Source organism: Pseudomonas faucium (assembly GCF_021602585.1).
Taxonomy (GTDB): domain Bacteria; phylum Pseudomonadota; class Gammaproteobacteria; order Pseudomonadales; family Pseudomonadaceae; genus Aquipseudomonas; species Aquipseudomonas faucium.
On the sequence record NZ_BQIP01000001.1, the window covers coordinates 266,146 to 291,022 of the forward strand.

Genomic DNA, 24,877 nt, shown 5'->3' on the forward strand with positions numbered 1-24,877 from the left:
GGGACGGTACGCGGGTCTCTAGAAGTTGGGAGGCAGCAGGGCGCGGGCGAGTTCAAAATATCGCCGCTGGAAAAACTCTGAATCATTGCCCGCCGGGCGCAGTCGACCGCATGTAGCGAATGCACTTATCCACCTGAGGGAGAACCGACATGGCCCGACCAGACGACCCCAAGCCTTACACCCCGCCCGAGATCGACGACACCGAGGACCGCATGGGCAGTGTCCACGAGCTGGACTTCGATGAGCGCAACGACGAACGCCAAGGCCGCGTAGGGGATGAGCGCCCGGCACGGGAAGTCGATGAGGAATTTCCGCCGCGCCGGGTGGCCGAAAGCGGCATGACCGGTGGCGAGGCGCTGAGCGACAGCGCCCACGAGGACAACGTCACCTGGGACGACATGAGCCCGGACACCCTGATCGATGAAAGCGGCGCGCGCGACGCCGACGAGCCCGGGGGCGACGACGGCCCCGCCGACCAGATGCTGCGCCGGGTGGATGAGCGCGAGATCGGCGGCGGCATTGGCCTGGACGAAGCTGAACTGGCCCGCTCCGACCCCTTGGACGGCGAGCCATGGATCGACGATGTGGTGGACGACGACACGAGGAAATGACCATGAACGAGCAACGCTGCGCCTGTGAGCACTGTTCCTGCACGGTGGGCGAGAATGCCGTGATGCGCGAGGGTAAGGCCTATTGCTGCGAAGCCTGTGCCTCCGGGCACCGTGGCGGTGAGCCTTGCCGCATGGGTAATTGCACGTGTGCCAAGGCTTCACGGCCTGGCCAGAGCCAGTAGCGACCACTGCGGTGCATGGCCAGGGCTTCGCCCTGGTTCGCTGGGCAACCCCGCTCCCACAACAATCTCGCAGCCCGTGCTTTTGGCTATTGTGGGAGCGGGCTTGCCCCGCGAACACCGGCAAAGCCGGTGCCAGGCTCAGTGCGTCTGCCAGATACCGTTATTGCGCTCGCAGTCGCTGCGCGCCTGCCCCAGGCTCGGGGTGTCGTAGTAATAGGTAATCACCCGCGCATCCTTGGACAACGCTGGCCGCGTCGACGGCTCGGCGCCGCCCACGGCTTTCGGATTGGCCAGCGCCTCCTGGGTCAACGGCGCGATGCAGCTGCCGACGCTGCCATCGGCGCAACGCGCCACCTTGTGCTTCTGGCTATTGAGCATCTCCTTGCTTTCATTGCTGCACGACCAGTTGATGGCCTCGGCCGGCATGTTGCTGAAGCTGTAGCAGGTATGCCCCTCCACAGGCTTGACGGCGTTGCTCGAGGAGCGGGTAGTCACGTCACAGGCCTCGGCCAGCACCTGGGTACTGACCAGGCTGCCCACCAGCACCACCCACACAAATGAACGCATGTGCCACCTCCCGGGCGTTTCGGCCCGTGTTCAGGTCTTGCGTAAAGTCGCTTTACTGCGTTGGCGCATGGTCCGTGCGCGTTTCTCCAGCACCAGGTACGTGACCACCGCCAGCAGCAGCGGGATCAGGTAGTACAGGGTGCGATAGCCCAGCAACGCCGCCACCAGGCTGCCCTGACCCAGCTGCCCATGCAGCAGCGCCAGGAACACCGCCTCGAGCACGCCCAGCCCGGCAGGAATGTGCGCAACCACCCCGGCCACGCAACTGATCAGCAAGATGCCGAGAATCGATGGGTAGAACAGCTCGCCCGGCAGCAGCCAATGGATCAGCGCCGCCATCAGCGCCCAGTTGCTCGCGCCCAGCGCCACCTGGCACAGCGCCAGGCGCAGCGAGGGCAGGGTGATCTCGTGCTCGCGGATATGCCAGGTACGTTTCCTGGCGAAGGCACAGGCCAGCAGGTAGCCCAGCGCGATCGCCAGCAAGGCGAAACCGATGATCTGCAGCCCGGTGACGCCCACCGTCCAGTTTTCCGGCAGCTTGACCAGGCGCAGGGCGAACACCGTGCCCGCCAGCAGCATGTAGCCCATCCAGTTGGTCAGCAGGCCCAGGGTGAGAATCCGGGTAATGGTCGCGTTATCCAGGCCCAGCCGGCCATACAGCCGGTAGCGCAAGGCCACGCCACCGACCCAGGTGGTGAAGTTCAAGTTGAACGCATAGCAGACGAAGGCCACCGGCAGCACCTGCCGCGCAGGCAACTGGTGCCCGGTGTAGGCGCGTGCCAGCAGGTCGTAGCTGGCGAAGGTCAGGTAGCTGCACAGCGCCAGGCCCAGCCCGATCAGCAAGGTGCTCGGCTTGTACGCCACCAGCGACTGGCGCACTTCGTGCCAGTCCAGGTTGCGCGCCAGGGTATACAGCAGCACGGGAATCAGCACGATGAACAGCACGGTCAGCAGGCGCTTGGCCCAGCGGTGCCAGCGTTTGTCAGCCATCAGGTATTGCCCTCGTGAAGGTCGCCCTGGGCCTGCACCTCTGGCTGCAGCGAGCGCAGCCGCTGGCGGTGCGCCGGGAACCAGCCGGCGATACGCGGGAAATGCCGGATGACGTGGAAGCACACGAAAATCAGCGGCGCCCGCCACCAGTAACCGCGCACCATGCGCTCCAGGGTCACGGCCTTGCACTGCTCGCTGGCCAGGGCGCTGAGGTGCTGGTGCAGGTGCTGGTTGAACGCCCGGTCACGGATCAGCAGGTTGGCCTCCAGGTTGAACGACAGGCTCAGCGGGTCGAGGTTGCTCGAACCCACGGTCGACCATTCATCGTCCACCAGCGCCACCTTGCCGTGCAGCGGCCGTTGGCAGTACTCGTGGATGTGCACGCCATCGCGCAGCAGGTAGTTGTACAACAGCCGCGACAGGGCGCGGACCCAGCGCATGTCTGGCTGGCCCTGCAAAATCAGCGTCACCTGCACCCCGCGGCGGGCGGCGTTGCGCAGTTCACGCAGCAGGCGGTAGCCGGGGAAGAAGTAGGCATTGGCGATGACGATGCGCTGGCGTGCAGCGCGCAGCGCCTGCAGGTAGCAGGCTTCGATGTCGGTGCGCCGGCGGGCGTTGTCGCGCTCCACCAGCACGGCACTGGCTGGCCCTGCGGCAGCCACCTGCGGGCGCACCTCGCTGGGTGGGTCGAGCACCGGCGCCATCAGCCTGCGGCTGGAGGCATGCACCTGGGCCACCACCGGCCCGCACACTTGCACCGCATAGTCCTGCTTGGCCATCGGCCCGTAGTCGCCCAGGTGATCGGCGCTGTAGTTGATGCCGCCAATGAACGCCAGCTCGCCGTCGATGACCACGATCTTGCGGTGCAGGCGGCGGAACAGGTTGGTGCGCATGCCGGCCAGGCGCGGTTGCGGGTCGAAGGCGTGAAAGCGCACACCGGCTTCGGTCATGGCCGCGACGAAGGCGTCCGGCAAGTCCGCCGTGCCATAGCCATCGACTGCCATTTCCACCCGCACGCCACGCTGGGCCGCGTCGATCAGCACCTGCTTGAGCTGCTGGCCGACCTTGTCGTCGAAGATGATGAAGGTTTCCAGGAGGATTTCCTCGCGTGCCTGGGCCATGGCCTCGAACACACGGGGGTAGTAGTCCTCGCCATTGACCAGCAGCTCAACGCTGTTGCCTGGTGTCCAGGGTCTGTTCACAGGCTGATCTCCGCGGCCAGGGGGGCGTGGTCGGAAAGGTGCGACCAGGGATATTTGGCCAGCACCTGGGCCTTGTTCGGCAGGGCATTGCGCAGGTAGATGCGGTCCAGGCGCAGCAGCGGCAGGCGCGCCGGGAAGCTGCGCGCGGGGCTGCCGTAACGCTCGCCAAAGGCTTCGACCAGGCGCTGGCCGAGCACGGCATCGGCTTTCAGGCGCCAGTCGTTGAAGTCGCCCGCGACGATCACCGGCGCCTTGGCCGGCAGGCTGTCGAGCAGGTCGAGCAGCAGCTGCACCTGGCGTTGCCGGTGCGCTTCGCGCAGCCCCAAGTGCACGCACACCGCATGCACCTGGTCGTGGCCGGGCACCTCCAGGCGGCAATGCAACAGCCCACGCTCCTCGTTGCCGTGGATCGAGACATCGAGGTTGCGGTGCTCGACGATGGGGAATTTCGACAGCAGCGCGTTGCCGTGGTCGCCATGGGGGTAGACCGCGTTGCGGCCATAGGCGAACTGCGGCCACATGCTGTCGGCGAGAAACTCGTACTGCGGCGTCTGCGGCCATTCGGGGTGGCGCTGGGCATGCTGCTGGTGGCTGCCATGCACCTCCTGCAGGAACACCAGGTCGGCGCCGCTGGCGCGCACCGCTTCACGCAGCTCCGGCAGGATGAAACGCCGGTTGAACGGGGTGAAACCCTTGTGCACGTTGATCGTCAGCACGTTCAGGCGGTGCACCGTGGTCAGCCGGTCGATCAGGCTGTCGGGGGCGGGCAGGGTGTTGTTCACAGGGCCACCTCCGGCTCGACACCCGGTTCGGTCAGCAGCGGGCCGTCCAGCGACAGTTTGTCCAGCAGGCGCCTGGCGTCGTAGGGCGCGTGCACCTTCTGGTCGTTGTCGAAATAGCAGTAGATGTCACGCGATGCGCGGCGCCGTGGCGGGCGCGCCAGTACCAGCTGGGCATCGTCCGGCTGGCCGCCGTGGCTCCAGCGCTGGATGCGCTGCTGCCAGCGGCGCAGGGCACGGGCGGTGTAGCCGCTGCTGTAGAGCTCGACGTCGCCGTGCAGGCGCAGGTAGACGAAATCGGCGGTGAGGTCTTCGACATAGGGCCATTTGCCGGCGCTGTCTGCCACCACCAGCGCCACCTTGTGCTTGCGCAGCAGCTTGATGAAGGCCTCGCAGAGGAAGCTCTCGTGGCGGATTTCCACGGCGTGGCGCAGGCGCGCATTGCCGCGCCCCAGGTTGCCGATATTGCCGCGCAGGCGCTCGGCACAGGCCCGGGCACAGGCGCGTGCTGCTTCATGGTCCTGGGGCAGGCGTTCGAGGAAGTGGCTGAAACGGGCTTCATCGAACTTCATGTTCGGTGGGAACTGCCAGAGGATCGGCCCCAGCTTCTTGCCCAGCTGCAACGGCCCCGAGGCGAAGAAGTTGGCCAGCGGCTCTTCGATGTCCTTGAGCCTGCGCACATGGGTGATGTAACGCGGCGCCTTGACCGCGAAGACGAAGCCGTCCGGGGTGTCGTCACGCCAGTGCTGGTAGCGCTCTGGCGTCTGCAGGCTGTAGAACGAGCCATTGATCTCGATGCTGTTGACCGCCCGCGAGGCGAACGCCAGCTCGCTGTGCTGGGGCAGCCCTTTGGGGTAGAAATCGTTGCGCCAGGGGCCATAACGCCATCCGGAAATACCGATGCGGATCTCGCTCACACTGCCGTCCTCGCTGCCAGGTGTCCTTTGAACTGCGACCGGGTGGGCAAGGCCAGGGTTCAGCGCGGTTGACCAGTGGCGCAGCGGCGAGGGCAAGGGAACTTTGCTGCGGCGCGCCTCTCCACCGAAGGACGAACTGGTGAGGACCGGTGGCATGAAATTCGACCGTTTCGCCCAATGGCTGGCCAACTGGACAGGGCGCCCGCTGTCCTTCGCTGTCGCCTTGTTGCTGATCCTGGTGTGGGGCCTGAGCGGGCCGCTGTTCCACTTCAACGACACCTGGCAACTGGTGATCAATACCTCGACCACGATCATCACCTTCCTGATGGTGTTCCTCATCCAGAACACCCAGAACCGCGACAACGACGAGCTGCACATCAAGATCGACGAGCTGCTGCGCACCACCCGCCGCGCGCACAAGGCGCTGCTCGACCTCGAAGACATGGACCCGGCGCAGCTGCGTGCCCTGCGCAAGCAGTACCAGCTGATGGGCGAGCGCGGCGACGACGATGAGGGTGCGCAAGAACAGGACGACCCACGCGAGGCCAGGAAATGACCCGCCCAACCCGGAGGCAAGCATGGCCAGACACATCATTCACTTCACCGGCCCGATCAACTCATCCACCTGCGGCAACCTGATCAACACCTGCGCCAAGGCGTTGCAGCAGGGCGCCGAGCTGTTGCAGCTGAACATCGCCACCATGGGCGGGGAGTGCAGCTACGGCTTCACCCTGTACAACTTCCTGCGCACCCTGCCGGTGCCGCTGCACACCCATAACCTGGGCACCGTCGAGTCGATGGGCAACATCCTGTTCCTGGCCGGCGAGCACCGTACCGCCTGTGCCTACAGCAAGTTCCTGTTCCACCCGTTCCACTGGACCTTGCACGGCTCGGTGGACCATGCGCGCATGGCTGAATACGCCATGAGCCTGGACTATGACCTGCGCCTGTACGCGCAGATCGTCGCCGAGCGCACCCAGGGCAGCAGCGAGGTGCTGGACGTGGCCCGTTACCTGATGGCCTACCCGCGCATTCTCGGGCCGCAGGAGGCGCTGGCCAGCGGCATGATCCATGCCATCGACGAAATGCCCATCGAGGCCGAGATGGCCCAGTGGAGCGTGCATGCGTGAGGCGCAAAGCCTGCGCGCAAGCAATTGCCGAAGCGGCGTTTGGTGCCGCCGGTCAGTCGGCACCAATCCGATTGAGCAGAGGGGGCCATGGGCGGCTCGCAAGTAGGGCATGGCCAAGGTTCATGCGTCCCACCCCATCCAGCGCAAGGAGATACCCGATGGCTCGTGACCCACAGCGAACCGGACAACGTGGCGGTACCAAGGAAACCAACCCCGGCAACTTCGCCAATGACCGCGAACGGGCGGCGCGTGCCGGCCACAAGGGCGGCCAGGCGTCGGGCGGCAACTTCGCCAACGACCGCGAGCGGGCGGCCGAGGCTGGCCGCAAAGGTGGCCAGAACAGCCACGGTGGCGGGCGTCAGCCGCAATGACCGGCACCCAGGCGAGGCCCGCGGGCCTCGCCTGCTGATTTTGTTCGACAATTTTTTTGAATCTTTCGCCACGGGCGTCACTCAATGAAGAGTCATCCATGGAGAACAGGAGGGCCCCGTGATGCCTAATCCCGCGCTGTACATCATCGACTACCAACTGCACGGCGAACCGCGCAGTTTCATCATTCGCCTGGACCGCCTCGACAATGCCGAGGCCTGGCATTGGGCGAGCTGTGATGCGGGGATCGGCATCATTCCCAAGTTCGGGCGGGAGAAGATCAAGAAGGTCAGCCGGCCCATGGCCGAGCGCTACGGCATCACGGCCGTGAGTTGGCGGGTCTCGGGGGAGAGGCCCGCTTCCAGCACTCAAGCCCCGGATTCGGGGTCGCTGGCCGGCACGCCAGGCTGATGCGGGTCGTCGTCGGCGACACTGGGGTCGGCATCCGGGTCGTCGGCGCGGTCGTTGCGTTTTTCCGGGTCCAGTTCGGGCCAGTCATCCTGGGCGTTGCCGCCGCCCATTCTGAATAGAGCGTTCATGGCTGTCTCCCTTGGTGGTTGATGCTCGTTGGAGTGCGGGGAGGCCATGGACGATCGGTTTTTTGCAGGTGATACCGACCGGCGGCCTCATCGCCGGCAAGCCGGCTCCCACAAGTATTGCGCTGGTCCCTGTGGGAGCCGGCTTGCCGGCGATAAGGCCATCGGCTACCTCACCCCTGACGCTTGAGCACCAAGGTCAGGATGTCATAACTGGCCACCAGCTCACCCAGCTGGTTGGTCACCTCCACATCCCAAGCCACCACCCCTTGCGGTTGCCCCAGCGGGCTGGTCTTGCCCTGGTCGATCTTGCGCTTGCAGGTCAGGCGCGCCTGAATGGTGTCGCCAATGCCCACCGGGTTGATGAATCGCAAGGTGTCGAGCCCATAGTTGGCCAGCACCGGCCCCTCACCTGGCGACACGAACAACCCGGCCGCCGCCGACAGCACGAAGTAACCGTGGGCGATGCGCTTGCCGAACTGCGACGCCTTGGCCGCGATTTCGTCGAAGTGCATGTAGAAGTGGTCGCCCGACAGGCAGCCGAAGTTGACCAGGTCGGCTTCGGTCACTGTGCGCCGGTGAGTCAGCAGCGACTCGCCGATGCGCAACTCCTCGAAGTAGCGACGGAACGGGTGCACCTCGGTCTCGATCACCTCGGCGCCACGCACGTACTCGCCGGTCACGGCGCTGAGCATGCTCGGCGAGCCCTGCACGGCGGCGCGTTGCAGGTAATGCTTCACCGCGCGCAGGCCGCCCAGCTCTTCGCCACCGCCCGCGCGGCCCGGGCCGCCGTGCTTGAGCTGCGGCAGCGGCGAGCCGTGGCCGGTGGACTCCTTGGCCGCTTCGCTGTCCAGCACCAGCAGGCGGCCGTGCCAGGCCGCGGCCACCGGGATGGCCTTGGCGGCAACGGCGCGGTCGGCGGTGACCAGCGAGGCCACCAGGCTGCCTTTGCCGCGTGCGGCCAGGGCCAGGGCTTCATCGAGGTCGTCATAGGCCATCAGCGTGCTGACCGGGCCGAACGCTTCGATATCGTGGGCACCGCCCTCGGCATGCGGGTCGCGGGCCTGCAGCAGGGTCGGGGCGAAGAACGCGCCTTCGGCCACGCCCTCGCCACGTGGGGCAAAGCCGTCGCTGGCGCCGAAAATCTGCTCGCAGCTCTGCAGCAGGCTGCGCACGCGCTCGCCAACGTCGCGCTGCTGGTCATGGGAGGCCAGGGCGCCCATGCGCACGCCTTCGACGGACGGGTCGCCCACCACCACCTTGCTCAAGCGCTCACGCAGGCGCGTGGCAACGGCATCCAGATGCTTGGCCGGGACGATGGCGCGGCGGATGGCGGTGCATTTCTGCCCGGCCTTGGTGGTCATTTCGCGCACCACTTCCTTGATGTACAGCTCGAACTCTTCGCTGTCCGGGGTCACGTCCGGGCCGAGGATGGCGCAGTTCAGCGAGTCGGCTTCGGCGGTGAACGGTACCGAGTTGCGAATCAGGTTGGGCGTGACGCGCAGCTTGGCCGCGGTGTCGGCGGAACCGGTGAAGGTCACCACGTCCTGGCCCTGCAGGCGGTCGAGCAGGTCGCCGGTGCTGCCGATCACCAGCTGCAGGCTGCCCTCTGGCAGCAGGCCCGAGGCATTCATCAGGCGCACCACGGCTTCGGTCAGGTAGCTGGTCGAGGTCGCCGGCTTGACGATGCACGGCATGCCGGCCAGGAAGGTCGGGGCGAACTTCTCCAGCATGCCCCAGATCGGGAAGTTGAAGGCATTGATGTGCACGGCCACGCCGGCGCGCGGCACCAGGATGTGGCTGCCGGCGAAGTGCCCTTGCTTGCCCAGCGGCATTGCCGGGCCTTCGTGCACCAGGTTGCCCGAGGGCAGCTCGCGGCTGCCGATGCCGGCGTAGGAGAACAAGGTGGCGTTGCCGCCTTCGATGTCGATCCAGCTGTCGGCGCGGGTGGCGCCGCTGTGGTGCGACAGCGCGTAGAGCTGCTCCTTGCGCTCGGCCAGGTACAGGGCCAGGGCCTTGAGGCGCGCGGCACGCTGCTGGAAGTCCATTGCCATCAATGCCGCGAGGCCTTGCACGCGGGCGAACGCCACTGCTTCGGCGAAGTCTGGGCGCTCTTCGTGGCTGTAGGCCAGGACATCGCCATTCAAGGCGCTGCGCAGGGCCTGGGCGCCGTGCTGGCCGATCCAGCGGCCGGCGATGAAGCTCTGCAGGGTTGGGGCGTCAGACATGCTGTTCTCCAGTGCTGTTCTCAAAAGGGGTGGGGCGCTGTTACCACAGCGCCAGGGTGTAGCCGATGATCAGGCGGTTTTCGTCCACGGCATTGGTCAGGCCATTGCCGGAACGGAAGGTGACGTTGCGCCAGCGCAGGCTCACGTCCTTGAACGGGCCGCTCTGGATGACGTAGGTCAGGTCGGTGTCGCGTTCGCGCTCGCGGCCGTTGCTGACCGTGGCGGTTTCGGCGTGGCGCCCGTCGGTGTAGCGGGTCATGAAGCTCAGGCCGGGGATGCCCAGCGCCACGAAGTCGTAGTCGTAGCGCAGTTGCCAGGAGTCGAGCCCGGCGCGGGTGAAGGTGTTGTAGGTCACCAGGTTGACGGTGAACGGGTCGCCGCCATTGACGAACGGGAAGGCGCTGTCACCGGACATCTGCTGCCAGGTGGCGGTGAACTTGTGGGCCTTCACGCCGAGGGTGAACATGGCGTTGAAGTTGCGGTTGTCGATGTTGCCGGCGCGTTCGGCGCCGTCGTCGCGGCTGTCGAAGTAGCGCAGGTCGCTGCGCAGGCTCAGGCCTTCACCCAGGGGGCGGGTGTCGACCAGGCCGACGAACTGCTGGCGGTAGATGTCTTCGAGCTTGGCGTAGTAGTAGCTGACGCTGGTCTGCGGGGTGAGCGCGTAGCTGCCGCCGGCAAAGTCCAGGTGGTCGCTGCTGGCGGCGCCGTAGCCCATGTCGTCGCGCCCGGACGAATCGCGCAGGTTGACCTTGCTCAGGCGCCCGGCGTTGACCGTGAGGTTGCCCAGCTCCTGGCTGGTCAGCTGGCCGCCCTGGAAGGTCGAGGCCAACAGGCGCGTGTCGTTGTACATCACCACCGGCAGCATCGGCTGCAAGGTGCCCAGGCGCAGGGTGCTCTTGGACACCCGCAGCTTGCCGGTCAGGCCCAGTTCGCTGTAGTCGTCCACCGGCTCATGGCTGTTCGGGCCGAATGGCAGCAAGCCGGTGTTGCGCCGGTCGCGGCTGGAATCGAGCTTGATGCCGAGCTGGCCCATGGCATCCAGGCCAACGCCCACCGGGCCCTCGGTGAAACCGGACTCGACGCGGGCGGTAAAGCCCTGGGCCCATTCTTCGGCCTTGGCCTGGGGCGCGTTGCTCTGGCGAAAGTCGCGGTTGATGTAGTGGTTGCGCAGGTCCAGGCGTGCGTGGCTGTCGCCGATGAAGTCGGCCGACGCCGGCAGGGGCAGGGCCAAGGTCGCCATCCAGGCAGCGGATTTGAGCTGTATGCGGTTCATTGTTGTTATACCCGACATGGTCAATGTTCAGTGCTTGCTGGCGCCGGCAGCGCCGATACCGGTCATGGAGCGGATGAACTGCGCGAGGTAGCGGCCGCGCTCCTGATGGGCGCGCTCGGAACCGTCGGTGACCGAGAACACCCAGGCGCCGAGGAACGCCAGGCTCATGGAGAACAGGGCAGGGTTGCTGTAGGGGAACAGCGCCTGTTCGTGGTGCAGCACGTTGACCCACACCGCCGGGCCCAGCACCACCAGCACGATCGCCGAGGCAAGCCCGGCCATGCTGCCGCACACCGCGCCTCGGGTGGTCAGGCCCTTCCAGAACATCGAGAGCAGCAGCACCGGGAAGTTGACCGAGGCCGCCACCGCCAGCACCAGGCCGGAAAGGAAGGCGATGTTCTGCGACTCGAACACCAGGCCCAGCACCACCGCGAGCATGCCGATCACCAACGTGGCGATGCGCGACACGCGCATTTCTTCCTGCTCGCTGGCCTGGCCCTTGCGGATCACGCAGGCATACAGGTCGTGGGACACCGCCGAAGCGCCGGACAGCGCCAGGCCCGCGACCACGGCCAGGATGGTGGCGAACGCCACGGCGGAGATGAAGCCCAGGAACAGGTTGCCGCCCACGGCCTGCGCCAGGTGCACCGCAACCATGTTGCCGCCGCCGATGATCGCGCCGCTGGCGTCGCGGTAGGCAGGCTCGGTGCCGACCATGACGATGGCGCCGAAGCCGATCACGATCAGCAGCAGGTAGAAGTAGCCGATGAAGCCGGTGGCATAGAACACGCTCTTGCGCGCTTCCTTGGCATCGCTGACGGTGAAGAAGCGCATCAGGATATGCGGCAGGCCGGCAGTGCCGAACATCATGCCCAGCCCCAGGGAAATCGCATCCACCGGGTTCGACAGCAGGCCGCCCGGGGCCATGATCGCCTGGCCCTTGGCGTGCACGGCCACGGCGTTGGCGAACATCGCCTCGGTGCTGAAGCCAAAGTGCTTGAGCACCATGAAGGCCATGAAGCTGGTGCCCGAGAGCAGCATCACGGCCTTGATGATCTGCACCCAGGTGGTGGCCAGCATGCCGCCGAAGGTCACGTAGGCGACCATCAGCACGCCCACCAGCATCACCGCGTACAGGTAGCTAATGCCGAACAGCAGCTCGATCAGCTTGCCGGCGCCGACCATCTGCGCCACCAGGTACATCAGCGCCACGGCCAGGGTGCCGAATGCCGAGCTCAGGCGCACCGGGGTTTGCGCCAGGCGGTAGGAGACCACGTCGGCGAAGGTGTACTTGCCCAGGTTGCGCAGGCGCTCGGCGATCAGAAACAGGATGATCGGCCAGCCGGCCAGCACGCCCAGGGCATACAGCAGGCCGTCGTAGCCGTTCATGAACATCATCGCGGAAATACCCAAAAACGACGCCGCGCTGATCATGTCGCCGGCGATCGCCAGGCCGTTCTGCATGCCGGTCAGGCCGCCGCCGGCGGTGTAGAAGTCGCTGGCCGAGCGGGTGCGCAGGGCTGCCCAGCGGGTCACCAGCAAGGTGAAGCAGACGAACACCATGAACATCGAGATGGCAGTCCAGTTCATTGCGCGCACTCCTGCTTGACCTTGTCATTGAGCGGGTCGAGCACATTGTTGGCGCGATGGACGTAGATGCCGGTGAGGGCGAACGACACCAGCACCATGAGCACCCCGACCAGCATGCCGACGGTGGTCACCCCGCCGCTCAGGGATTGGCCCAGGGTGCTGGGCGAGAAGGCCACCAGCAGGACGAAGCCGTAGTAGATCGCCAGCATGGCCAGGGTCAGGCCGCCGTTGAGGCGGCGCTTGCGCCGCACCAGGTGCTGGAAGTCGGGGTGATTGCTGATGCTTTCGATGTGTTCGGGGGTCATGGCAAGCGATCTCTGGTTTTGTAGTTGTTTTTTGAGGTCACGCGGATGTTGCGGTGTTGCTGATGGCCCTATCGCCGGCAAGCCGGCTCCCACAGTGGGCGGTGGTCTATCTGTGGGAGCCGGCTTGCCGGCGATGCAGGCGACTCGGTTTCAGAGCTGGTCGAAATCGAGAACGACCTTGTCGCTCACCGGGTAGGTCTGGCACGACAGCACATACCCGGCCGCCACTTCGTAGTCTTCCAGTGCATGGTTGCTGTCCATCTCCACCTCGCCTTCGATCACCCGGCACTTGCAGGTCGAGCACACGCCGGCCTTGCACGAATAGGGCAGCTCGGCACCGATGGCATTGCCGGCGTCCAGCACGTTCTGGGTATTGCGCGGCAAATCGAAGCTCAGCGCCCGGCCATCGCTGATCACGGTGACCTGGCTCAGCGCCGAGTCCACCTGGCGCGCTGCCTCGCGCGCCTCGCGGCGGGCTTCGCTGCCGGCGGCGGCGAACAGCTCGAAGTGGATGCGCGCCTTGTCCATGCCGTTGGCCTGCAGGCTGTCGCGCACGGTTTCGGTCATCGCCTGCGGGCCGCAGATGAACGCCGCGTCGAGGCTGGCCACGTCCATCCAGCGGGAGAACAGCTGGCCGCACTTGTCGGCATCGATGCGGCCGTTGTAGAGGTCGACGTCTTGCTGCTCGCGGCTGAACACGAAGATCAGGTTCAAGCGCTCGAGGTAGCGGTTTTTCAGGTCTTCGAGCGTGTCGCGGAACAGCGCACCGGAGCTTGAGCGGTTGCCGTACAGCAAGGTGAAGCGGCTGTGCGGCTCGCTGGCCAAGGTGGTGGCGATGATCGACAGGATCGGCGTGATGCCGCTGCCGGCCGCCACGCCCAGGTAGTTGCCCTGGCGCGCCGGCTCCAGCGGCACGTTGAAGCTGCCGCTCGGTGGCATCACCTCCAGCTGCTGGCCGGCCTTGAGCACGTCGTTGGCGAACGCCGAGAAGCGCCCACCGGGCACGCGCTTGACCGCCACGCGCAGCTCGCCGTCCTGCACGGCGCTGCAGATCGAGTAGGAGCGGCGCACTTCTTCATCGCCCAGCTGGGTGCGCATCACCAGGTGCTGGCCCTGGGTGAAGCGAAACGCCTGCTCCAGGTGCGCCGGCACCTCGAAGGCAATCGATACCGCGTCACGGGTTTCGGGACGCACTTGCTTGATGGTCAGGCTGTGAAACTGGCTCATGGTGTTCTCCACGGCTCAAATGCATTTGAAATAGTCGAACGGCTCCAGGCACTCGCGGCAGCGATACAGCGCCTTGCAGGCCGTGGAGCCGAACTGGCTGAGCAGTTCGGTGTTGGCGCTTGCGCACTGCGGGCAGCACACCTGCGGCGCCTCGCCGAGCAGGCTGCGCTTGCTGGCGCTGCCTTGCGGCGGGGCGATGCCATAGGCGCGCAGGCGTTCGCGGCCCAGCGCGCTGATCCAGTCGGTGCTCCAGGCCGGGGTCAGCCGGCGTTCCAGGTCTGGCGCGGCGAACCCGGCCTGCTCCAGCGCCTGGCGGATATCGCCCTCGATCACCTCGGTGGCGGGGCAACCGGAGTAGGTCGGGGTGACCACCAGGTGCAGGTGCCCGGCGCGCCAGTCGAGGTCGCGCACGATGCCCAGGTCGACCACGCTGACCACCGGCACTTCCGGGTCCATGACCTCGCCCAGTACCGCCCAGGCGCGGGCCAGGTCGTCGCCACGGGCCGCCCGGGCACCGCGGTCACCGGCAATCAGCTCACCAGGTTGCATCGGGGTAGGCCCTTGGCAGGAACTGCATTTCGGCCAGCAACAGGCCCAGGTGCTCGGTGTGCAGGCCTTGCCGACCACTGAGGTAGAAGTGGCTGGCAGCCTTGGGCAGCGGCAGCTCGACCGTGGCGAACAGGCTGCTCACCTGTTGCAGCCAGGCGGCGCCGACGGCGGCCGGGTCGGCAGCGATGCCGGCCTGGGCCAGGGCCATTTCGCTGTCGCTGCCCGCAGTCAGCTCCACGGTGAAGCGCCACAGGGCCGGGACCGCATCGAGCATGCGCCGGCGGCTTTCGTCGGTGCCGCCAGCCAGGCGCTGCACCCACTCGCCGGAGCGGCGCAGGTGGTAGGTGACTTCCTTGAGCGCCTTGGCGGCGATGCCGGCGATGCGTTCATCGCTGGAGTCGGCCAGGCGTTGCAGCACGGCATGGTGCCAGGCGTCGTAGAAGAACTGCTTGGCCATGGTCACGGCGAAATCGCCGTTGGGCTGCTCGACCAGCAACAGGTTGCGAAACGCCCGCTCGTCACGGCGAAACGCCAGGGCGTCGGCGTCGCGGCCGTCGTCGAGCAGTTCGGCGGCGTAGTCCAGCCAGTTGCGGGCCTGGCCGACCAGGTCCAGGCCGACGTTCATCAGGGCCAGTTCTTCTTCCAGGGCCGGCGCGTGGCCGCACCACTCGCACAGGCGCTGGCCCTGGATCAGGGCGCTGTCGCCGAGCAGCAGCAGGTAGGGGATGAGAGCTTGCTTGTGCATGGCCAACCTCACATGTGCCCGACTTCGTCGGGCAGTTCGTAGAAGCTGGCGTGGCGGTAGACCTTGTCGTCCGAAGGGGCGAACAGCGGGTCTTTCTCGTCAGGCGAGGAGGCGGTGATCAGTGCCGAGGGCACCACCCACAGGCTCACGCCTTCGCTGCGCCGGGTGTACAGCTCGCGGGCGTTCTCGATGGCCATGGCGGCGTCGGCGGCATGCACGCTGCCGACATGCTTGTGGTTCAGGCCGTGCTTGCTGCGCACGAACACTTCGTAGAGGGTCCAGACAGACATCTTCAATCTCCGCATCAATCGCCGCTCAGGCGGCGTTCTTGTTCTGTTGCTTGCGTGCGTAGGCCACGGCCGCTTCACGCACCCAGGCGCCATCCTCGATGGCCTTGCGGCGGGTGGCGACGCGTTCCTGGTTGCACGGGCCGTTGCCCTTGATCACGTCGTAGAACTCATCCCACTGGATGTCGCCGAAGTCGTAGTGGCCGCGGGCTTCGTTCCATTTCAGGTGGGGGTCGGGGGCGGTGCAGCCGAGCAGTTCGAGCTGCGGCACGGTCTGGTCGATGAAGCGCTGGCGCAGTTCGTCGTTGGTCTGGCGCTTGATCTTCCAGGCCATGGACTGGGCGCTGTTGGGCGAATGCTCATCGCTTGGGCCGAACATCATCAGCGCCGGCCACCAGAGGCGGTCGATGGCGTCCTGGACCATGTCCTTCTGCGCCTGGGTGCCCTCGCGCATCATGGTCAGCAGCAGCTCGTAGCCCTGGCGCTGGTGGAAGCTCTCTTCCTTGCAGATGCGGATCATGGCGCGGGAGTAGGGGCCGTAGGAGGTGCGCTGGAGCACCACCTGGTTGACGATGGCGGCGCCATCGACCAGCCAGCCCACCGCGCCCATGTCGGCCCAGCTCAGGGTCGGGTAGTTGAAGATGCTCGAGTACTTGGCCTTGCCGCTGTGCAGCTTGGCGATCTCCTCGTCGCGGTCGGCGCCGAGGGTTTCCATGGCGCTGTACAGGTACAGGCCGTGGCCGGCTTCGTCCTGGATCTTGGCCATCAGCTGCAGCTTGCGCTTGAGGCTCGGGGCGCGGGTGACCCAGTTGCCTTCCGGGAGCATGCCGACGATTTCCGAGTGGGCGTGCTGGGAGATCTGCCGGATCAGGGTCTGGCGGTAGGCCTCGGGCATCCAGTTCTTGGCTTCGATCTTGATTTCAGCGTCGATCTTTTCCTGGAAGTGGCGCTCTTCGGGCGACATCTCTTCCAGCGACTTGACGCGCTTGACTCCGGTTTCCACTAGCTGTGCGTACATGTTCCGACTCCTGCTAAGGCATGAGTCCTTTGTAAGCGATACAAAACATAACGTCAAACTGTTTTATGTGTATCGAATGTAATTTGTGTATCGCTTTGCTGGGCAGGGGCTGCTGTGCAGCCCAATCGCTGGCAAGCCAGCTCCTACACAGAGGGCGGCGCCTGGTCCTGTGGGAGCTGGCTTGCCAGCGATTGGGGCGCAAGGCGCCCCCGGCTTTTTCAGGTAAAAAAAAGCCCCGGACTAAGCCGGGGCCACAAAAGGCAGCTGATGAGTCAGCTGGCCAACCGTTTGTCGAACACATGGCACGCCTTGCCCTCGGAGCGCTTGAGCGTCCCGCAGGGCTGCAGCCGCACCTGGGTGCTGATGCCGATGTAGGTCTTGATCTGCTTGGTCAATTCAGCGGCAATGAGCTTGCGCTGCGCCTCATCCAGGCTTTGGCATTCACCGCGCAACTCCACGTGCACCTCAACGCTGTCGAGATTGCCATTGCGATACAGATGAATCTCATAAAGCTCTGAAAGCTGTTTTATTTTAAGCACCTGCTCTTCGATCTGCGTGGGGAACACGTTGACACCGCGAATGATCAGCATGTCGTCGCTGCGCCCGGTGATCTTGCCGATGCGCCGCATCGGCCGCGCCGTGCCCGGCAACAGGCGGGTCAGGTCGCGGGTGCGGTAGCGCACCATCGGCAGCGCCTCCTTGCTCAGCGAGGTGAACACCAGCTCGCCGAGCTGGCCGTCGGGCAGCACCGCGCCGCTGACCGGGTCGATGATCTCGGGGTAGAAGTGGTCTTCCCAGATGGTCGGGCCGTCCTTGGTCTCGATGCACTCCATGGCCACGCCCGGGCCCATGATTTCCGACAGGCCGTAGATGTCCAGGGCGTTGATGCCCAGGCGCTGTTCGATGGAGCGGCGCAACTCGTCGGTCCACGGCTCGGCGCCGAAGATGCCCAGGCGCAGCTTGAGGTCATTGGGGTCGATGCCCTGGCGTTCGATCTCGTCGGCCAGGTTGAGCATGTACGAGGGGGTGACCATGATGATGTCGGGCTGGAAGTCGCGAATCAGCTGCACCTGCTTCTCGGTCTGGCCGCCCGACATGGGGATCACCGTGCAACCCAGGCGCTCGGCGCCGTAGTGGGCGCCCAGACCGCCGGTGAACAGGCCGTAGCCGTAGGACACGTGCACCTTGTCGCCCTTGCGCCCGCCGGCGGCGCGGATCGAGCGGGCGACCACGTTGGCCCAGGTGTCGATGTCGTTCTGCGTGTAGCCGACCACGGTCGGCTTGCCGGTGGTGCCGCTGGAGGCGTGCAGGCGCACCACCTCCTGCTGGGGCACGGCGAACATGCCGTAGGGGTAGTTGTCGCGCAAATCGTTCTTGCCGGTGAAGGGGAACTTCGCCAGGTCGTCGAGGGTTTTCAGGTCATCGGGGTGGGCGCCGCATTCGTCGAAACGCTTGCGGTACAGCGGCACCTTGTCGTAGGCGTGCGCAAGGCTCCAGCGCAGGCGCTCCAGCTGGTGCTGGCGCAGCGCATCCACGCTGGCGGTTTCCATCGGGTCCAGCAGGGCACGATCGGCTTCGTGGTACATGTTCATGGCATCACTCGAATTGTTCTTGTAGACCGGCGCCTGGCGTGCAAGCAGCAGGGCCGTGAGTGTCATGGACGCAGCATAACCGGCGGCGTCGCGTTCAGTAACAAGCCATTGGTCAGAGACGCTCGATGACCATGGCGATGCCTTGGCCCACGCCGATGCACATGGTGCACAGGGCGTAGCGTCCGGCGGTTTCTTCCAGCTCGTGCAGGGCGGTGGTGACCAGCCGCGCGCCGCTCATGCCCAGCGGGTGGCCGAGGGCGATGGCGCCGCCGTTGGGGTTGACCCGTGGGTCGTGGTCCTGCAGCCCCAGTTCGCGCAGCACCGCCAGGCCCTGGGCGGCAAATGCCTCGTTGAGCTCGATCACATCCATGTCGGCCAGCGACAGGCCGGTCAGGGCCAGCACCTTGCGGGTCGCCGGCACCGGGCCGATGCCCATGATGCGCGGCTGGACCCCGGCCACCGCCATGCCGACGATCCGCCCACGCGGCTTGAGGCCATGGCGGCGCGCTGCTTCACTGCTGGCCAGCAGCAGGGCGCAGGCGCCGTCGTTGACGCCCGAGGCATTGCCGGCGGTGACGCTGCCGCCCTGGCGGAACGGCGTGCCGAGCTTGGCCAGTTGCTCGAGGGTGGTGTCGGCGCGCGGGTGTTCATCCTGCTCCACCTGCAAGGCCGGGCCTTTGCGCTGGGCAATGGTCACCGGCACGATTTCCCGCGCCAGGCGGCCACGCGCCTGGGCGGCGGCGGCCTTGTGCTGGCTGCGCAGGGCGAAGGCATCCTGGTCGGCGCGGGAAATGCCGAACTGGGCGGCGACGTTTTCTGCCGTTTCCGGCATCGAGTCGATGCCATGCCCGGCCTGCATCAAGGGGTTGACGAAACGCCAGCCGATGGTGGTGTCGAACAGCTCGGCGCTGCGCCCAAATGCCTGTTCCGACTTGCCCATGACGAACGGCGCCCGCGACATCGACTCGACGCCGCCGGCCAGCATCAGCCCGGCCTCGCCACAGCGCAGGGCGCGGGCGGCATTGCCGATGGCGTCCATGCCCGAGCCGCACAGGCGGTTGAGCGTGGTGCCCGGCACGCTGATCGGCAGCCCGGCCAGCAGCGCGGCCATGCGCGCGACGTTGCGGTTGTCTTCACCGGCCTGGTTGGCGCAGCCGAGGATCACGTCGTCGATGGCTTGCCAGTCCAGCTCCGGGTGGCGCTCGAGCAACGCCTTGATCGGTACCGCGGCCAGGTCGTCGGCGCGCACCTGGCTCAGGGCGCCACCGTAGCGGCCGATGGGCGTGCGCACGGCGTCGATGATCAGCGCCTCGGACAGGGTGTGTTCACTCATCTTGGGTCTCCTGCGCAAGCACCGTGCCGCGCACTTTGTAGGATTTGCCATGGAACAGGGCGACCAGTTCGCCGCGCTGGTTTTCGATGCGCACGTCATACAGCCCGGTACGCCCCTTGCGCGCCTGCTCGCTGGCCGTGGCCGTCAGCAGGTCGCCGCGCAGCGCCGGGGCGACATAGTCGATGCTGCAGCCCAGGGCGACGGTGGCTTCGTCGTAGCTGTTGCAGGCAAACGCGAACGCCGAGTCGGCCAGGGCGAACAAAAAGCCGCCGTGGCAGGTGCCGTGGCCCTGGATCATGTCGGCGCGCACCGGCATGCGCAGGCACGCGCGGCCGGCACCGGCATCGATGAGGCTGATGCCTAGCGCCTGGGAGGCCTGGTCGCGGGAGAACATGGCGTCGGCGCAGGCCTGGGCCAGTTGGTCGGGGGTGCGGTGCAGGTCAGTCATGCAGGCGGGCTCCTTGGGCCGCTTGGCGGCGCAGCAGCAGGGAAGGGCGGTAGCGGCTTTCGCCGTAGCTGCGTTGCAGGTTGTCGAGCACGCGCAGGGTGTAGCCCAGGCCGATCTGCTCGGCCCAGGCCAGCGGGCCGCGCGGGTAATTGACCCCGGCGCGCATGGCCAGGTCGATGTCGGCGGCGCTGCCGACGCCTTGCAGCACGGCGTCGGCCGCTTCGTTGGCGAGCATGGCCACGGTGCGCAGCACCACCAGGCCAGGCAGGTCGGCCAGTGCCGATACTTGCAGGCCGGCGCGCTGCAGCAAGGCCACCGCCTGATCGCGGGCCTGCTCGCAGGTATCGGCAGACCAGCTGATGGCGATGCGCGTGGCGCTGCGGTAATCCAGGGCCAGGTCGACCAGCACCAGGTTGCGCAGGCCGTCTTCACGGGCGCGCTGGCTGGCCAGGCGGCCATCGGACAGCGCCAGGGTCGCTTCGCCGACCTGGATCAGGCCATGGCCATCACGCTGGCTGACGCCAAGCCCGCTGTCGCGCAAGCGCTCGATGAGCGGCTGCATGACGCCCAGGTCGCCTTCGACCACGCAGTGCTCGACAGTCAGCGCGCTGTGCAGCACTGCCGGCTGCGGCCGCTGCGCGCCCTCGGCGTAGCGGTAGAAGCCCTGGCCACTTTTGCGCCCGAGGCGGCCAGCGTCGACCAGCTCTTTTTGCACCAGCGAGGGCTGGAAGCGGAAGTCGCCATAAAAGGCATCGAACACCGAGCAGGTAACGGCGTAGTTGACGTCATGGCCGATCAGATCGGTCAGCTCGAACGCGCCCATGCGAAAACCGCCGGCGTCGCGCAGCAGCGCATCCAGGGTGGCGCAGTCCGCCGCGCCTTCCTGCAGCAGGCGCAGGCTTTCAGCGTAGAACGGGCGGGCCACGCGGTTGACGATGAAGCCGGGGGTGGAGCGGGTGTACACCGGCTGCTTGCCCCAGGCCTTGGCGGTTTCATACACGGTGGCGGCAATCGCGGGCTCGGTGGCCAAGCCGCAGACCACTTCCACCAGGGCCATCAATGGCGCCGGGTTGAAGAAGTGCATGCCGATCACCTGCCCAGGCCGCTGCAGGCCAGCGGCGAGGCTGGTGATGGACAACGACGAGGTGTTGCTGGCGAGGATGCAGTCCGGCGCGCACAGCGCTTCGAGCTGACGCAGCAGCCCTTGCTTGACCTGCAGGTTCTCGACGATGGCTTCGATCACCAGGCGCGCATCGGCCAGGGCCTCGATCGCCTCCACCGGCTGCAGGCGGGCCACGATGGCGTGGTGGGCCTCGGCCTGCAGCTTGCCTTTTTCCACCAGGCGGCCGAGTTGCTGGTCGATGCCTGCCACGGCCTGGGCCGCCGCGCCGGGGCGGTTGTCGTAGAGCTTGACCGGGTGCCCGGCCTGGGCCGCGACCTGGGCGATGCCGGCGCCCATGGCACCGGCGCCGATGACCGCCAGCAGGGCGTCAGTGTGCAGTGCGTGCATGCTCAACGCCCCTTGAATGCCGGTGTGCGCTTGGTCATGAAGGCGCTGACGCCTTCACGGTAGTCCTCGCTGCGCCCGGCCAGGCGCTGCAGGTCGCGCTCCAGCTCCAGTTGCTGGTCGAAGCTGTTGTCGAAGCTGGCATTGAGGCTGCGCTTGATCAGCGCCAGGCCGTAGGTTGGCTGGCTGGCCAGGTGGCGCGCCAGGGTCATGGCCTCGTCGCGCAGGGCGGCATCGTCGACCACGCGGTGGATCAGCCCCCAACGCTCGGCCTGCTCGGCGCTCAGGCGCTCGCCGAGCATGGCCAGCGCCTTGGCCCGGGCCATGCCCACCAGGCGGGGCAGCAGCCAGGTGCCGCCAGAATCCGGCACCAGGCCGATCTTGCAGAACGCCTGGATGAAGCTGGCCGAACGTGCTGCCAGCACCAGGTCGCAGGCCAGCGGCAGGTTGGCCCCGGCGCCCGCGGCCACGCCGTTGACGGCGCAGATGACCGGCAGCGGCAGCTCGCGCAGGGTGCGCACCAGCGGGTTGTAGAAGCGCTCGATGGACTCGCCCAAGTCAGGCATTTCGGCCCCTGGTGCCACATTGCGGTCGGACAGGTCCTGGCCTGCACAGAAGCCGCGGCCTTCGCCGGTCAGCAGCAGCACCCGGGCCTGGCCGCTCTGGCGCACTTGCTTGAGGGCTTCGCGCACCTCCAGGTGCATCGCGGTGTTGAAGCTGTTCAGCTGCTCGGGCCGGTTCAGCGAGAGGAGGGCGACGCCATCCTCGATGGAAAACAGAATGTGCTGGAAAGTCATCTCGGACTCGCTCCGTCAGGCAAGGGAAAGGGCAGGTCAACGGCCTTCGAACTGGGCCGTGCGTTTTTCCTGGAAGGCGCGGATGCCCTCGTTGCGGTCGGCGGTGCCGGCCAGCAGGGTGAAGGCATGGCGCTCGAAGCGCAGGCCGCTGGCAAGGTCGGTGTCGCCGGCCTTGAGCAGCGCTTCCTTGGCCAGGCGTACCGCCAGCGGCGCCTTGGCGGCGATGCTGCGGGCCACTTGCATGGCGCGCTCCACGGTCAGTTCGGGCTGGGTGAGTTCGCTGACCAGGCCGGCCTGCAGGGCATGCCCGGCGGTAATGGCTTCGCCGGTCAGCACCATCTGCATGGCCAGCGGCTTGCCCACGGCGCGCAGCAGGCGCTGGGTGCCGCCGGCACCGGGGATGATGCCCAGGTTGATTTCCGGCTGGCCGAAACGGGCGTCGACGCCGGCGATGACGATATCGGCGCACATCACCAGCTCGCAGCCACCGCCCAGGGCGTAGCCGTTGACGGCGGCGACCAGGGGTTTGCTGAAGCCTGCGATGCGTTGCCAGTGGCCGACGCGGGGGTCGTTGAGGATGCCGACCAGGTCGCGTTCGGCCATCTCGCCGATGTCGGCGCCGGCGGCAAAGGCCTTGCGGCTGCCGGTGATGACCACGGCGCGGGTCTGCTCGTCACGGTCGGCGGCCTCCAGCTCGCTGGCCAGTTCCGCCAGCAGTTCGGTGCACAAGGCATTGAGCGCTTCGGGCCGTTGCAGGGTGACCAGGCGCACGCCGTGTTCAGGCGCTTGCACGTGGAGATAACGCGGCATGTGGGGGTCCTCGGGCTGCTCGCACGGCGCATCGCGTGGCCGGCGTTTATTGGAATTGTCTGCAGGGGCGACGGCAGGCCGTGCCCAGGTGGAGCCAGTATAAGCACCATGTGATACATGAATGCAATAGCAACACATCGTTCGTGTATCTTATAAGCGATTGCCTGATAGGCGCACCTTCTCTGCATACCCCGCATTTGGCAGGCTAGATAGGGTTTGACGAAAAACACATTTACGATACAAGATCAGCAAACGTTGCGAATCATTTCAGGATAAACGCCATGCCTTGCTACCGCCTCGATGGCCTGACCCCAGTGGTCGACCCCACTGCCTATGTCCACCCCAGCGCCGTGCTGATCGGCGACGTGATCGTCGGCCCGCACTGCTACGTGGGGCCGCTGGCCTCGTTGCGGGGTGATTTCGGCCGGATCGTGCTGGAGGAGGGCGCCAACCTGCAGGACACCTGCGTGATGCATGGCTTCCCCGGTGGCGACACCGTGATCGAGCGTAACGGCCACGTCGGCCATGGCGCAGTGCTGCACGGTTGCCGGGTAGGCGAGGACGCGCTGATCGGGATGAACGCCGTGGTAATGGACGGCGCCCATGTCGCGCCGCGCTGCATCGTCGCCGCCACGGCATTCGTCAAGGCCGGCTTCAGCTGCGCCGAACAGAGCCTGGTGATGGGCGCGCCGGCCCAGGTCAAGCGCCCGCTGAGCGACGAGGAACTGGCCTGGAAACAGCGCGGCACCGCCGAGTATCAGCGGCTGACCCAGCGCTGCATGGCCAGCCTGGTCGAGTGCCCGCCGCTGACCGAGGCCGAGGCCCAGCGCCCGCGCATGGGCGACGATGGTTTGCGCCCCAAAGGCGAGGCGGGCGCATGAACCTGCCCGCGCGCCATGGCCAGGCAGGCCGCCGCACAGGTATAGTCGGTGCTTTCTCCGCGCACAGTTCCTCCATGAGCAACCTCGCCCCGCTGAATACCTTGATCACCCGCTTCCAGGAGCAGACCCCGATTCGCGCCAGTTCGCTGATCATCACCCTCTACGGGGATGCCATCGAACCCCATGGCGGCACGGTCTGGCTGGGTAGCCTGATCAACCTGCTGGAGCCGATCGGCATCAATGAACGGCTGATCCGCACCTCGATCTTCCGCCTGACCAAGGAAGGCTGGCTGACCGCCGAAAAAGTCGGCCGGCGCAGCTACTACAGCCTCACCGGCACCGGCCGGCGGCGCTTCGAAAAAGCCTTCAAGCGGGTCTACAGCCCAAGCCAGCCGGCCTGGGATGGCGCCTGGACCCTGGTGCTGCTGTCGCAGCTCGAAGCCGGCAAGCGCAAGGCCGTGCGCGAAGAGCTGGAATGGCAGGGTTTCGGCGTGATGGCGCCCAACGTGCTGGGCTGCCCGCGGGCTGACCGCAGCGACCTGGCGGCAACCTTGCGCGAGCTGGAGGCGGGCGACGACAGCATCGTCTTCGAAACCCACACCCAGGAAGTGCTGGCCTCCAAGGCCCTGCGTGCGCAGGTGCGGGAGAGTTGGCGTATCGATGAACTGGGGCAGCAGTACAGCGAGTTCATCCAGCTGTTCCGGCCGCTGTGGCAGAGCCTGAAGGAGCAGCCCGAGCTCGATGCCCAGGACTGCTTCCTGGCGCGCACCTTGCTAATCCATGAATACCGCAGGCTGTTGCTGCGCGACCCGCAGCTGCCCGACGAATTGTTGCCGGGCGACTGGGAAGGCAGGGCCGCACGCCAGCTGTGCCGCAACCTGTATCGGCTGATCTTCGCCAAGGCCGAAGACTTGCTGAACTCCGCGCTGGAAACCGCAGACGGCCCGCTGCCGGATGTGAACGAGAGCTTCTACAAGCGCTTTGGCGGCCTGGCCTGAGCCACC

At 66.5% G+C, this 24,877-nt stretch carries 27 protein-coding genes and 2 pseudogenes; 8 read left to right on the plus strand and 21 right to left on the minus strand.

The window, feature by feature from the left end; all coding sequences use genetic code 11:
* Positions 1–149: 149 nt before the first annotated feature.
* Both L6D75_RS01265 and L6D75_RS01270 read left to right on the plus strand, forming a co-directional pair.
* The gene (locus tag L6D75_RS01265) at positions 150–611 is read left to right on the plus strand and encodes a phosphotransferase system, HPr-related protein (protein WP_176511141.1); all 462 of its coding nucleotides are present in this window, start codon (positions 150–152) and stop codon (positions 609–611) included.
* Between the two features lie 2 nt (positions 612–613).
* Positions 614–793 carry a metallothionein gene (locus L6D75_RS01270; RefSeq protein WP_176511142.1) on the plus strand — a complete coding sequence of 60 codons (180 nt, stop codon included), beginning with the start codon at positions 614–616 and terminating at the stop codon, positions 791–793.
* Positions 794–931: 138 nt separating this feature from the next.
* Here L6D75_RS01270 and L6D75_RS01275 read toward each other — a convergent pair whose 3' ends face one another.
* The 5 genes from L6D75_RS01275 to L6D75_RS01295 are packed head-to-tail and all read right to left on the minus strand — an operon-like array spanning position 932 to position 5,248.
* Entirely contained in the window at positions 932–1,360 is a 429-nt protein-coding gene (locus L6D75_RS01275) for a hypothetical protein (RefSeq protein ID WP_176511143.1), read from the minus strand.
* Positions 1,361–1,390: 30 nt separating this feature from the next.
* Positions 1,391–2,350, minus strand: coding sequence for a lysylphosphatidylglycerol synthase domain-containing protein (locus L6D75_RS01280; RefSeq protein WP_176511144.1), 960 nt, complete (start codon positions 2,348–2,350; stop codon positions 1,391–1,393).
* Complete coding sequence (clsB, locus tag L6D75_RS01285; protein ID WP_176511145.1) at positions 2,350–3,552, minus strand: cardiolipin synthase ClsB; 1,203 nt, start codon at positions 3,550–3,552, stop codon at positions 2,350–2,352. Before clsB ends, L6D75_RS01280 begins: the two co-directional genes overlap by 1 nt.
* On the minus strand, positions 3,549–4,334 hold the full coding sequence (locus L6D75_RS01290) for an endonuclease/exonuclease/phosphatase family protein (RefSeq protein ID WP_176511146.1): 786 nt from the start codon (positions 4,332–4,334) through the stop codon (positions 3,549–3,551). The genes clsB and L6D75_RS01290 overlap by 4 nt, the downstream gene beginning before the upstream one ends.
* The gene (locus L6D75_RS01295) at positions 4,331–5,248 is read right to left on the minus strand and encodes a DUF72 domain-containing protein (protein WP_176511147.1); all 918 of its coding nucleotides are present in this window, start codon (positions 5,246–5,248) and stop codon (positions 4,331–4,333) included. Before L6D75_RS01295 ends, L6D75_RS01290 begins: the two co-directional genes overlap by 4 nt.
* A 154-nt stretch (positions 5,249–5,402) precedes the next feature.
* On the opposite strand from L6D75_RS01295, the gene L6D75_RS01300 reads away from it, so the two are divergent.
* The 4 genes and pseudogenes from L6D75_RS01300 to L6D75_RS01315 all read left to right on the plus strand — a co-directional run bounded on the left by L6D75_RS01300 (position 5,403) and on the right by L6D75_RS01315 (position 7,158).
* Complete coding sequence (locus tag L6D75_RS01300) at positions 5,403–5,804, plus strand: low affinity iron permease family protein (protein WP_176511148.1); 402 nt, start codon at positions 5,403–5,405, stop codon at positions 5,802–5,804.
* Positions 5,805–5,826: 22 nt separating this feature from the next.
* Complete coding sequence (locus L6D75_RS01305) at positions 5,827–6,378, plus strand: ATP-dependent Clp protease proteolytic subunit (RefSeq protein ID WP_176511149.1); 552 nt, start codon at positions 5,827–5,829, stop codon at positions 6,376–6,378.
* A gap of 161 nt (positions 6,379–6,539) precedes the next feature.
* A pseudogene (locus L6D75_RS01310) lies at positions 6,540–6,749 on the plus strand (con-10 family general stress protein); the annotation flags it as partial.
* Between the two features lie 121 nt (positions 6,750–6,870).
* On the plus strand, positions 6,871–7,158 hold the full coding sequence (locus L6D75_RS01315; RefSeq protein WP_176511286.1) for a DUF6555 family protein: 288 nt from the start codon (positions 6,871–6,873) through the stop codon (positions 7,156–7,158).
* On the opposite strand, the gene L6D75_RS01320 is transcribed toward L6D75_RS01315, so the two are convergent.
* The 16 genes and pseudogenes from L6D75_RS01320 to paaF all read right to left on the minus strand — a co-directional run bounded on the left by L6D75_RS01320 (position 7,116) and on the right by paaF (position 22,992).
* A complete protein-coding gene (locus L6D75_RS01320) occupies positions 7,116–7,286 on the minus strand; it encodes a hypothetical protein (protein ID WP_176511151.1) in 171 nt (56 codons plus the stop codon). The two genes, L6D75_RS01315 and L6D75_RS01320, sit on opposite strands and share 43 nt — an antisense overlap.
* 170 nt (positions 7,287–7,456) lie before the next feature.
* A complete protein-coding gene (gene paaZ, locus L6D75_RS01325) occupies positions 7,457–9,511 on the minus strand; it encodes a phenylacetic acid degradation bifunctional protein PaaZ (protein WP_176511152.1) in 2,055 nt (684 codons plus the stop codon).
* A gap of 40 nt (positions 9,512–9,551) precedes the next feature.
* Positions 9,552–10,784 (minus strand): OprD family porin, encoded by a 1,233-nt coding sequence (locus L6D75_RS01330; protein ID WP_176511153.1) that lies wholly within the window; start codon positions 10,782–10,784, stop codon positions 9,552–9,554.
* A 27-nt stretch (positions 10,785–10,811) separates the two neighbouring features.
* Positions 10,812–12,380: pseudogene (locus L6D75_RS01335) on the minus strand (cation acetate symporter); the annotation flags it as partial.
* A complete protein-coding gene (locus L6D75_RS01340; RefSeq protein ID WP_176511155.1) occupies positions 12,371–12,679 on the minus strand; it encodes a DUF485 domain-containing protein in 309 nt (102 codons plus the stop codon). The pseudogene L6D75_RS01335 and the gene L6D75_RS01340, both read right to left, overlap by 10 nt.
* Positions 12,680–12,829: 150 nt before the next feature.
* A complete protein-coding gene (gene paaE, locus L6D75_RS01345) occupies positions 12,830–13,906 on the minus strand; it encodes a 1,2-phenylacetyl-CoA epoxidase subunit PaaE (protein ID WP_176511156.1) in 1,077 nt (358 codons plus the stop codon).
* 15 nt (positions 13,907–13,921) lie between these two features.
* Positions 13,922–14,455 (minus strand): 1,2-phenylacetyl-CoA epoxidase subunit PaaD, encoded by a 534-nt coding sequence (paaD, locus tag L6D75_RS01350; protein ID WP_176511157.1) that lies wholly within the window; start codon positions 14,453–14,455, stop codon positions 13,922–13,924.
* The gene (paaC, locus tag L6D75_RS01355; protein WP_176511158.1) at positions 14,442–15,200 is read right to left on the minus strand and encodes a 1,2-phenylacetyl-CoA epoxidase subunit PaaC; all 759 of its coding nucleotides are present in this window, start codon (positions 15,198–15,200) and stop codon (positions 14,442–14,444) included. The genes paaD and paaC overlap by 14 nt, the downstream gene beginning before the upstream one ends.
* A gap of 8 nt (positions 15,201–15,208) precedes the next feature.
* Complete coding sequence (gene paaB / locus L6D75_RS01360; RefSeq protein WP_004374528.1) at positions 15,209–15,490, minus strand: 1,2-phenylacetyl-CoA epoxidase subunit PaaB; 282 nt, start codon at positions 15,488–15,490, stop codon at positions 15,209–15,211.
* Positions 15,491–15,515: 25 nt separating this feature from the next.
* Entirely contained in the window at positions 15,516–16,505 is a 990-nt protein-coding gene (gene paaA, locus L6D75_RS01365; RefSeq protein ID WP_176511159.1) for a 1,2-phenylacetyl-CoA epoxidase subunit PaaA, read from the minus strand.
* A gap of 272 nt (positions 16,506–16,777) precedes the next feature.
* Positions 16,778–18,097, minus strand: a complete 1,320-nt coding sequence (gene paaK, locus L6D75_RS01370) for a phenylacetate--CoA ligase PaaK (RefSeq protein ID WP_176511287.1) — start codon at positions 18,095–18,097, stop codon at positions 16,778–16,780.
* 112 nt (positions 18,098–18,209) lie between these two features.
* A complete protein-coding gene (gene pcaF, locus L6D75_RS01375) occupies positions 18,210–19,430 on the minus strand; it encodes a 3-oxoadipyl-CoA thiolase (RefSeq protein ID WP_176511160.1) in 1,221 nt (406 codons plus the stop codon).
* Positions 19,423–19,878 (minus strand): hydroxyphenylacetyl-CoA thioesterase PaaI, encoded by a 456-nt coding sequence (paaI, locus tag L6D75_RS01380; protein ID WP_176511161.1) that lies wholly within the window; start codon positions 19,876–19,878, stop codon positions 19,423–19,425. The genes pcaF and paaI overlap by 8 nt, the downstream gene beginning before the upstream one ends.
* The gene (gene paaH, locus L6D75_RS01385; RefSeq protein WP_176511162.1) at positions 19,871–21,388 is read right to left on the minus strand and encodes a 3-hydroxyacyl-CoA dehydrogenase PaaH; all 1,518 of its coding nucleotides are present in this window, start codon (positions 21,386–21,388) and stop codon (positions 19,871–19,873) included. The genes paaI and paaH overlap by 8 nt, the downstream gene beginning before the upstream one ends.
* 2 nt (positions 21,389–21,390) lie before the next feature.
* Positions 21,391–22,182, minus strand: a complete 792-nt coding sequence (gene paaG / locus L6D75_RS01390; RefSeq protein ID WP_176511163.1) for a 2-(1,2-epoxy-1,2-dihydrophenyl)acetyl-CoA isomerase PaaG — start codon at positions 22,180–22,182, stop codon at positions 21,391–21,393.
* Positions 22,183–22,218: 36 nt separating this feature from the next.
* Positions 22,219–22,992 (minus strand): 2,3-dehydroadipyl-CoA hydratase PaaF, encoded by a 774-nt coding sequence (gene paaF / locus L6D75_RS01395; RefSeq protein ID WP_176511164.1) that lies wholly within the window; start codon positions 22,990–22,992, stop codon positions 22,219–22,221.
* 281 nt (positions 22,993–23,273) lie between these two features.
* On the opposite strand from paaF, the gene paaY reads away from it, so the two are divergent.
* Entirely contained in the window at positions 23,274–23,873 is a 600-nt protein-coding gene (paaY, locus tag L6D75_RS01400) for a phenylacetic acid degradation protein PaaY (protein ID WP_176511165.1), read from the plus strand.
* A 74-nt stretch (positions 23,874–23,947) separates the two neighbouring features.
* Positions 23,948–24,871, plus strand: coding sequence for a phenylacetic acid degradation operon negative regulatory protein PaaX (gene paaX / locus L6D75_RS01405; RefSeq protein ID WP_176511166.1), 924 nt, complete (start codon positions 23,948–23,950; stop codon positions 24,869–24,871).
* Positions 24,872–24,877: the final 6 nt, after the last annotated feature.

Bases quoted from the DNA above. Each gene is read 5' to 3' on its own strand.
- paaB (WP_004374528.1), bottom strand. From the start codon at position 15,490: ATGTCTGTCTGGACCCTCTACGAAGTGTTCGTGCGCAGCAAGCACGGC.
- paaE (WP_176511156.1), bottom strand. From the start codon at position 13,906: ATGAGCCAGTTTCACAGCCTGACCATCAAGCAAGTGCGTCCCGAAACC.
- L6D75_RS01315 (WP_176511286.1), top strand. From the start codon at position 6,871: ATGCCTAATCCCGCGCTGTACATCATCGACTACCAACTGCACGGCGAA.
- L6D75_RS01275 (WP_176511143.1), bottom strand. From the start codon at position 1,360: ATGCGTTCATTTGTGTGGGTGGTGCTGGTGGGCAGCCTGGTCAGTACC.
- L6D75_RS01270 (WP_176511142.1), top strand. From the start codon at position 614: ATGAACGAGCAACGCTGCGCCTGTGAGCACTGTTCCTGCACGGTGGGC.
- L6D75_RS01300 (WP_176511148.1), top strand. From the start codon at position 5,403: ATGAAATTCGACCGTTTCGCCCAATGGCTGGCCAACTGGACAGGGCGC.
- paaA (WP_176511159.1), bottom strand. From the start codon at position 16,505: ATGTACGCACAGCTAGTGGAAACCGGAGTCAAGCGCGTCAAGTCGCTG.
- pcaF (WP_176511160.1), bottom strand. From the start codon at position 19,430: ATGAGTGAACACACCCTGTCCGAGGCGCTGATCATCGACGCCGTGCGC.
- L6D75_RS01320 (WP_176511151.1), bottom strand. From the start codon at position 7,286: ATGAACGCTCTATTCAGAATGGGCGGCGGCAACGCCCAGGATGACTGG.
- paaG (WP_176511163.1), bottom strand. From the start codon at position 22,182: ATGACTTTCCAGCACATTCTGTTTTCCATCGAGGATGGCGTCGCCCTC.
- L6D75_RS01265 (WP_176511141.1), top strand. From the start codon at position 150: ATGGCCCGACCAGACGACCCCAAGCCTTACACCCCGCCCGAGATCGAC.
- L6D75_RS01280 (WP_176511144.1), bottom strand. From the start codon at position 2,350: ATGGCTGACAAACGCTGGCACCGCTGGGCCAAGCGCCTGCTGACCGTG.
- L6D75_RS01340 (WP_176511155.1), bottom strand. From the start codon at position 12,679: ATGACCCCCGAACACATCGAAAGCATCAGCAATCACCCCGACTTCCAG.
- paaX (WP_176511166.1), top strand. From the start codon at position 23,948: ATGAGCAACCTCGCCCCGCTGAATACCTTGATCACCCGCTTCCAGGAG.
- paaC (WP_176511158.1), bottom strand. From the start codon at position 15,200: ATGCACAAGCAAGCTCTCATCCCCTACCTGCTGCTGCTCGGCGACAGC.
- paaZ (WP_176511152.1), bottom strand. From the start codon at position 9,511: ATGTCTGACGCCCCAACCCTGCAGAGCTTCATCGCCGGCCGCTGGATC.
- paaK (WP_176511287.1), bottom strand. From the start codon at position 18,097: ATGAACATGTACCACGAAGCCGATCGTGCCCTGCTGGACCCGATGGAA.
- L6D75_RS01305 (WP_176511149.1), top strand. From the start codon at position 5,827: ATGGCCAGACACATCATTCACTTCACCGGCCCGATCAACTCATCCACC.
- paaH (WP_176511162.1), bottom strand. From the start codon at position 21,388: ATGCACGCACTGCACACTGACGCCCTGCTGGCGGTCATCGGCGCCGGT.
- paaD (WP_176511157.1), bottom strand. From the start codon at position 14,455: ATGCAACCTGGTGAGCTGATTGCCGGTGACCGCGGTGCCCGGGCGGCC.
- paaI (WP_176511161.1), bottom strand. From the start codon at position 19,878: ATGACTGACCTGCACCGCACCCCCGACCAACTGGCCCAGGCCTGCGCC.
- L6D75_RS01330 (WP_176511153.1), bottom strand. From the start codon at position 10,784: ATGAACCGCATACAGCTCAAATCCGCTGCCTGGATGGCGACCTTGGCC.
- paaY (WP_176511165.1), top strand. From the start codon at position 23,274: ATGCCTTGCTACCGCCTCGATGGCCTGACCCCAGTGGTCGACCCCACT.
- paaF (WP_176511164.1), bottom strand. From the start codon at position 22,992: ATGCCGCGTTATCTCCACGTGCAAGCGCCTGAACACGGCGTGCGCCTG.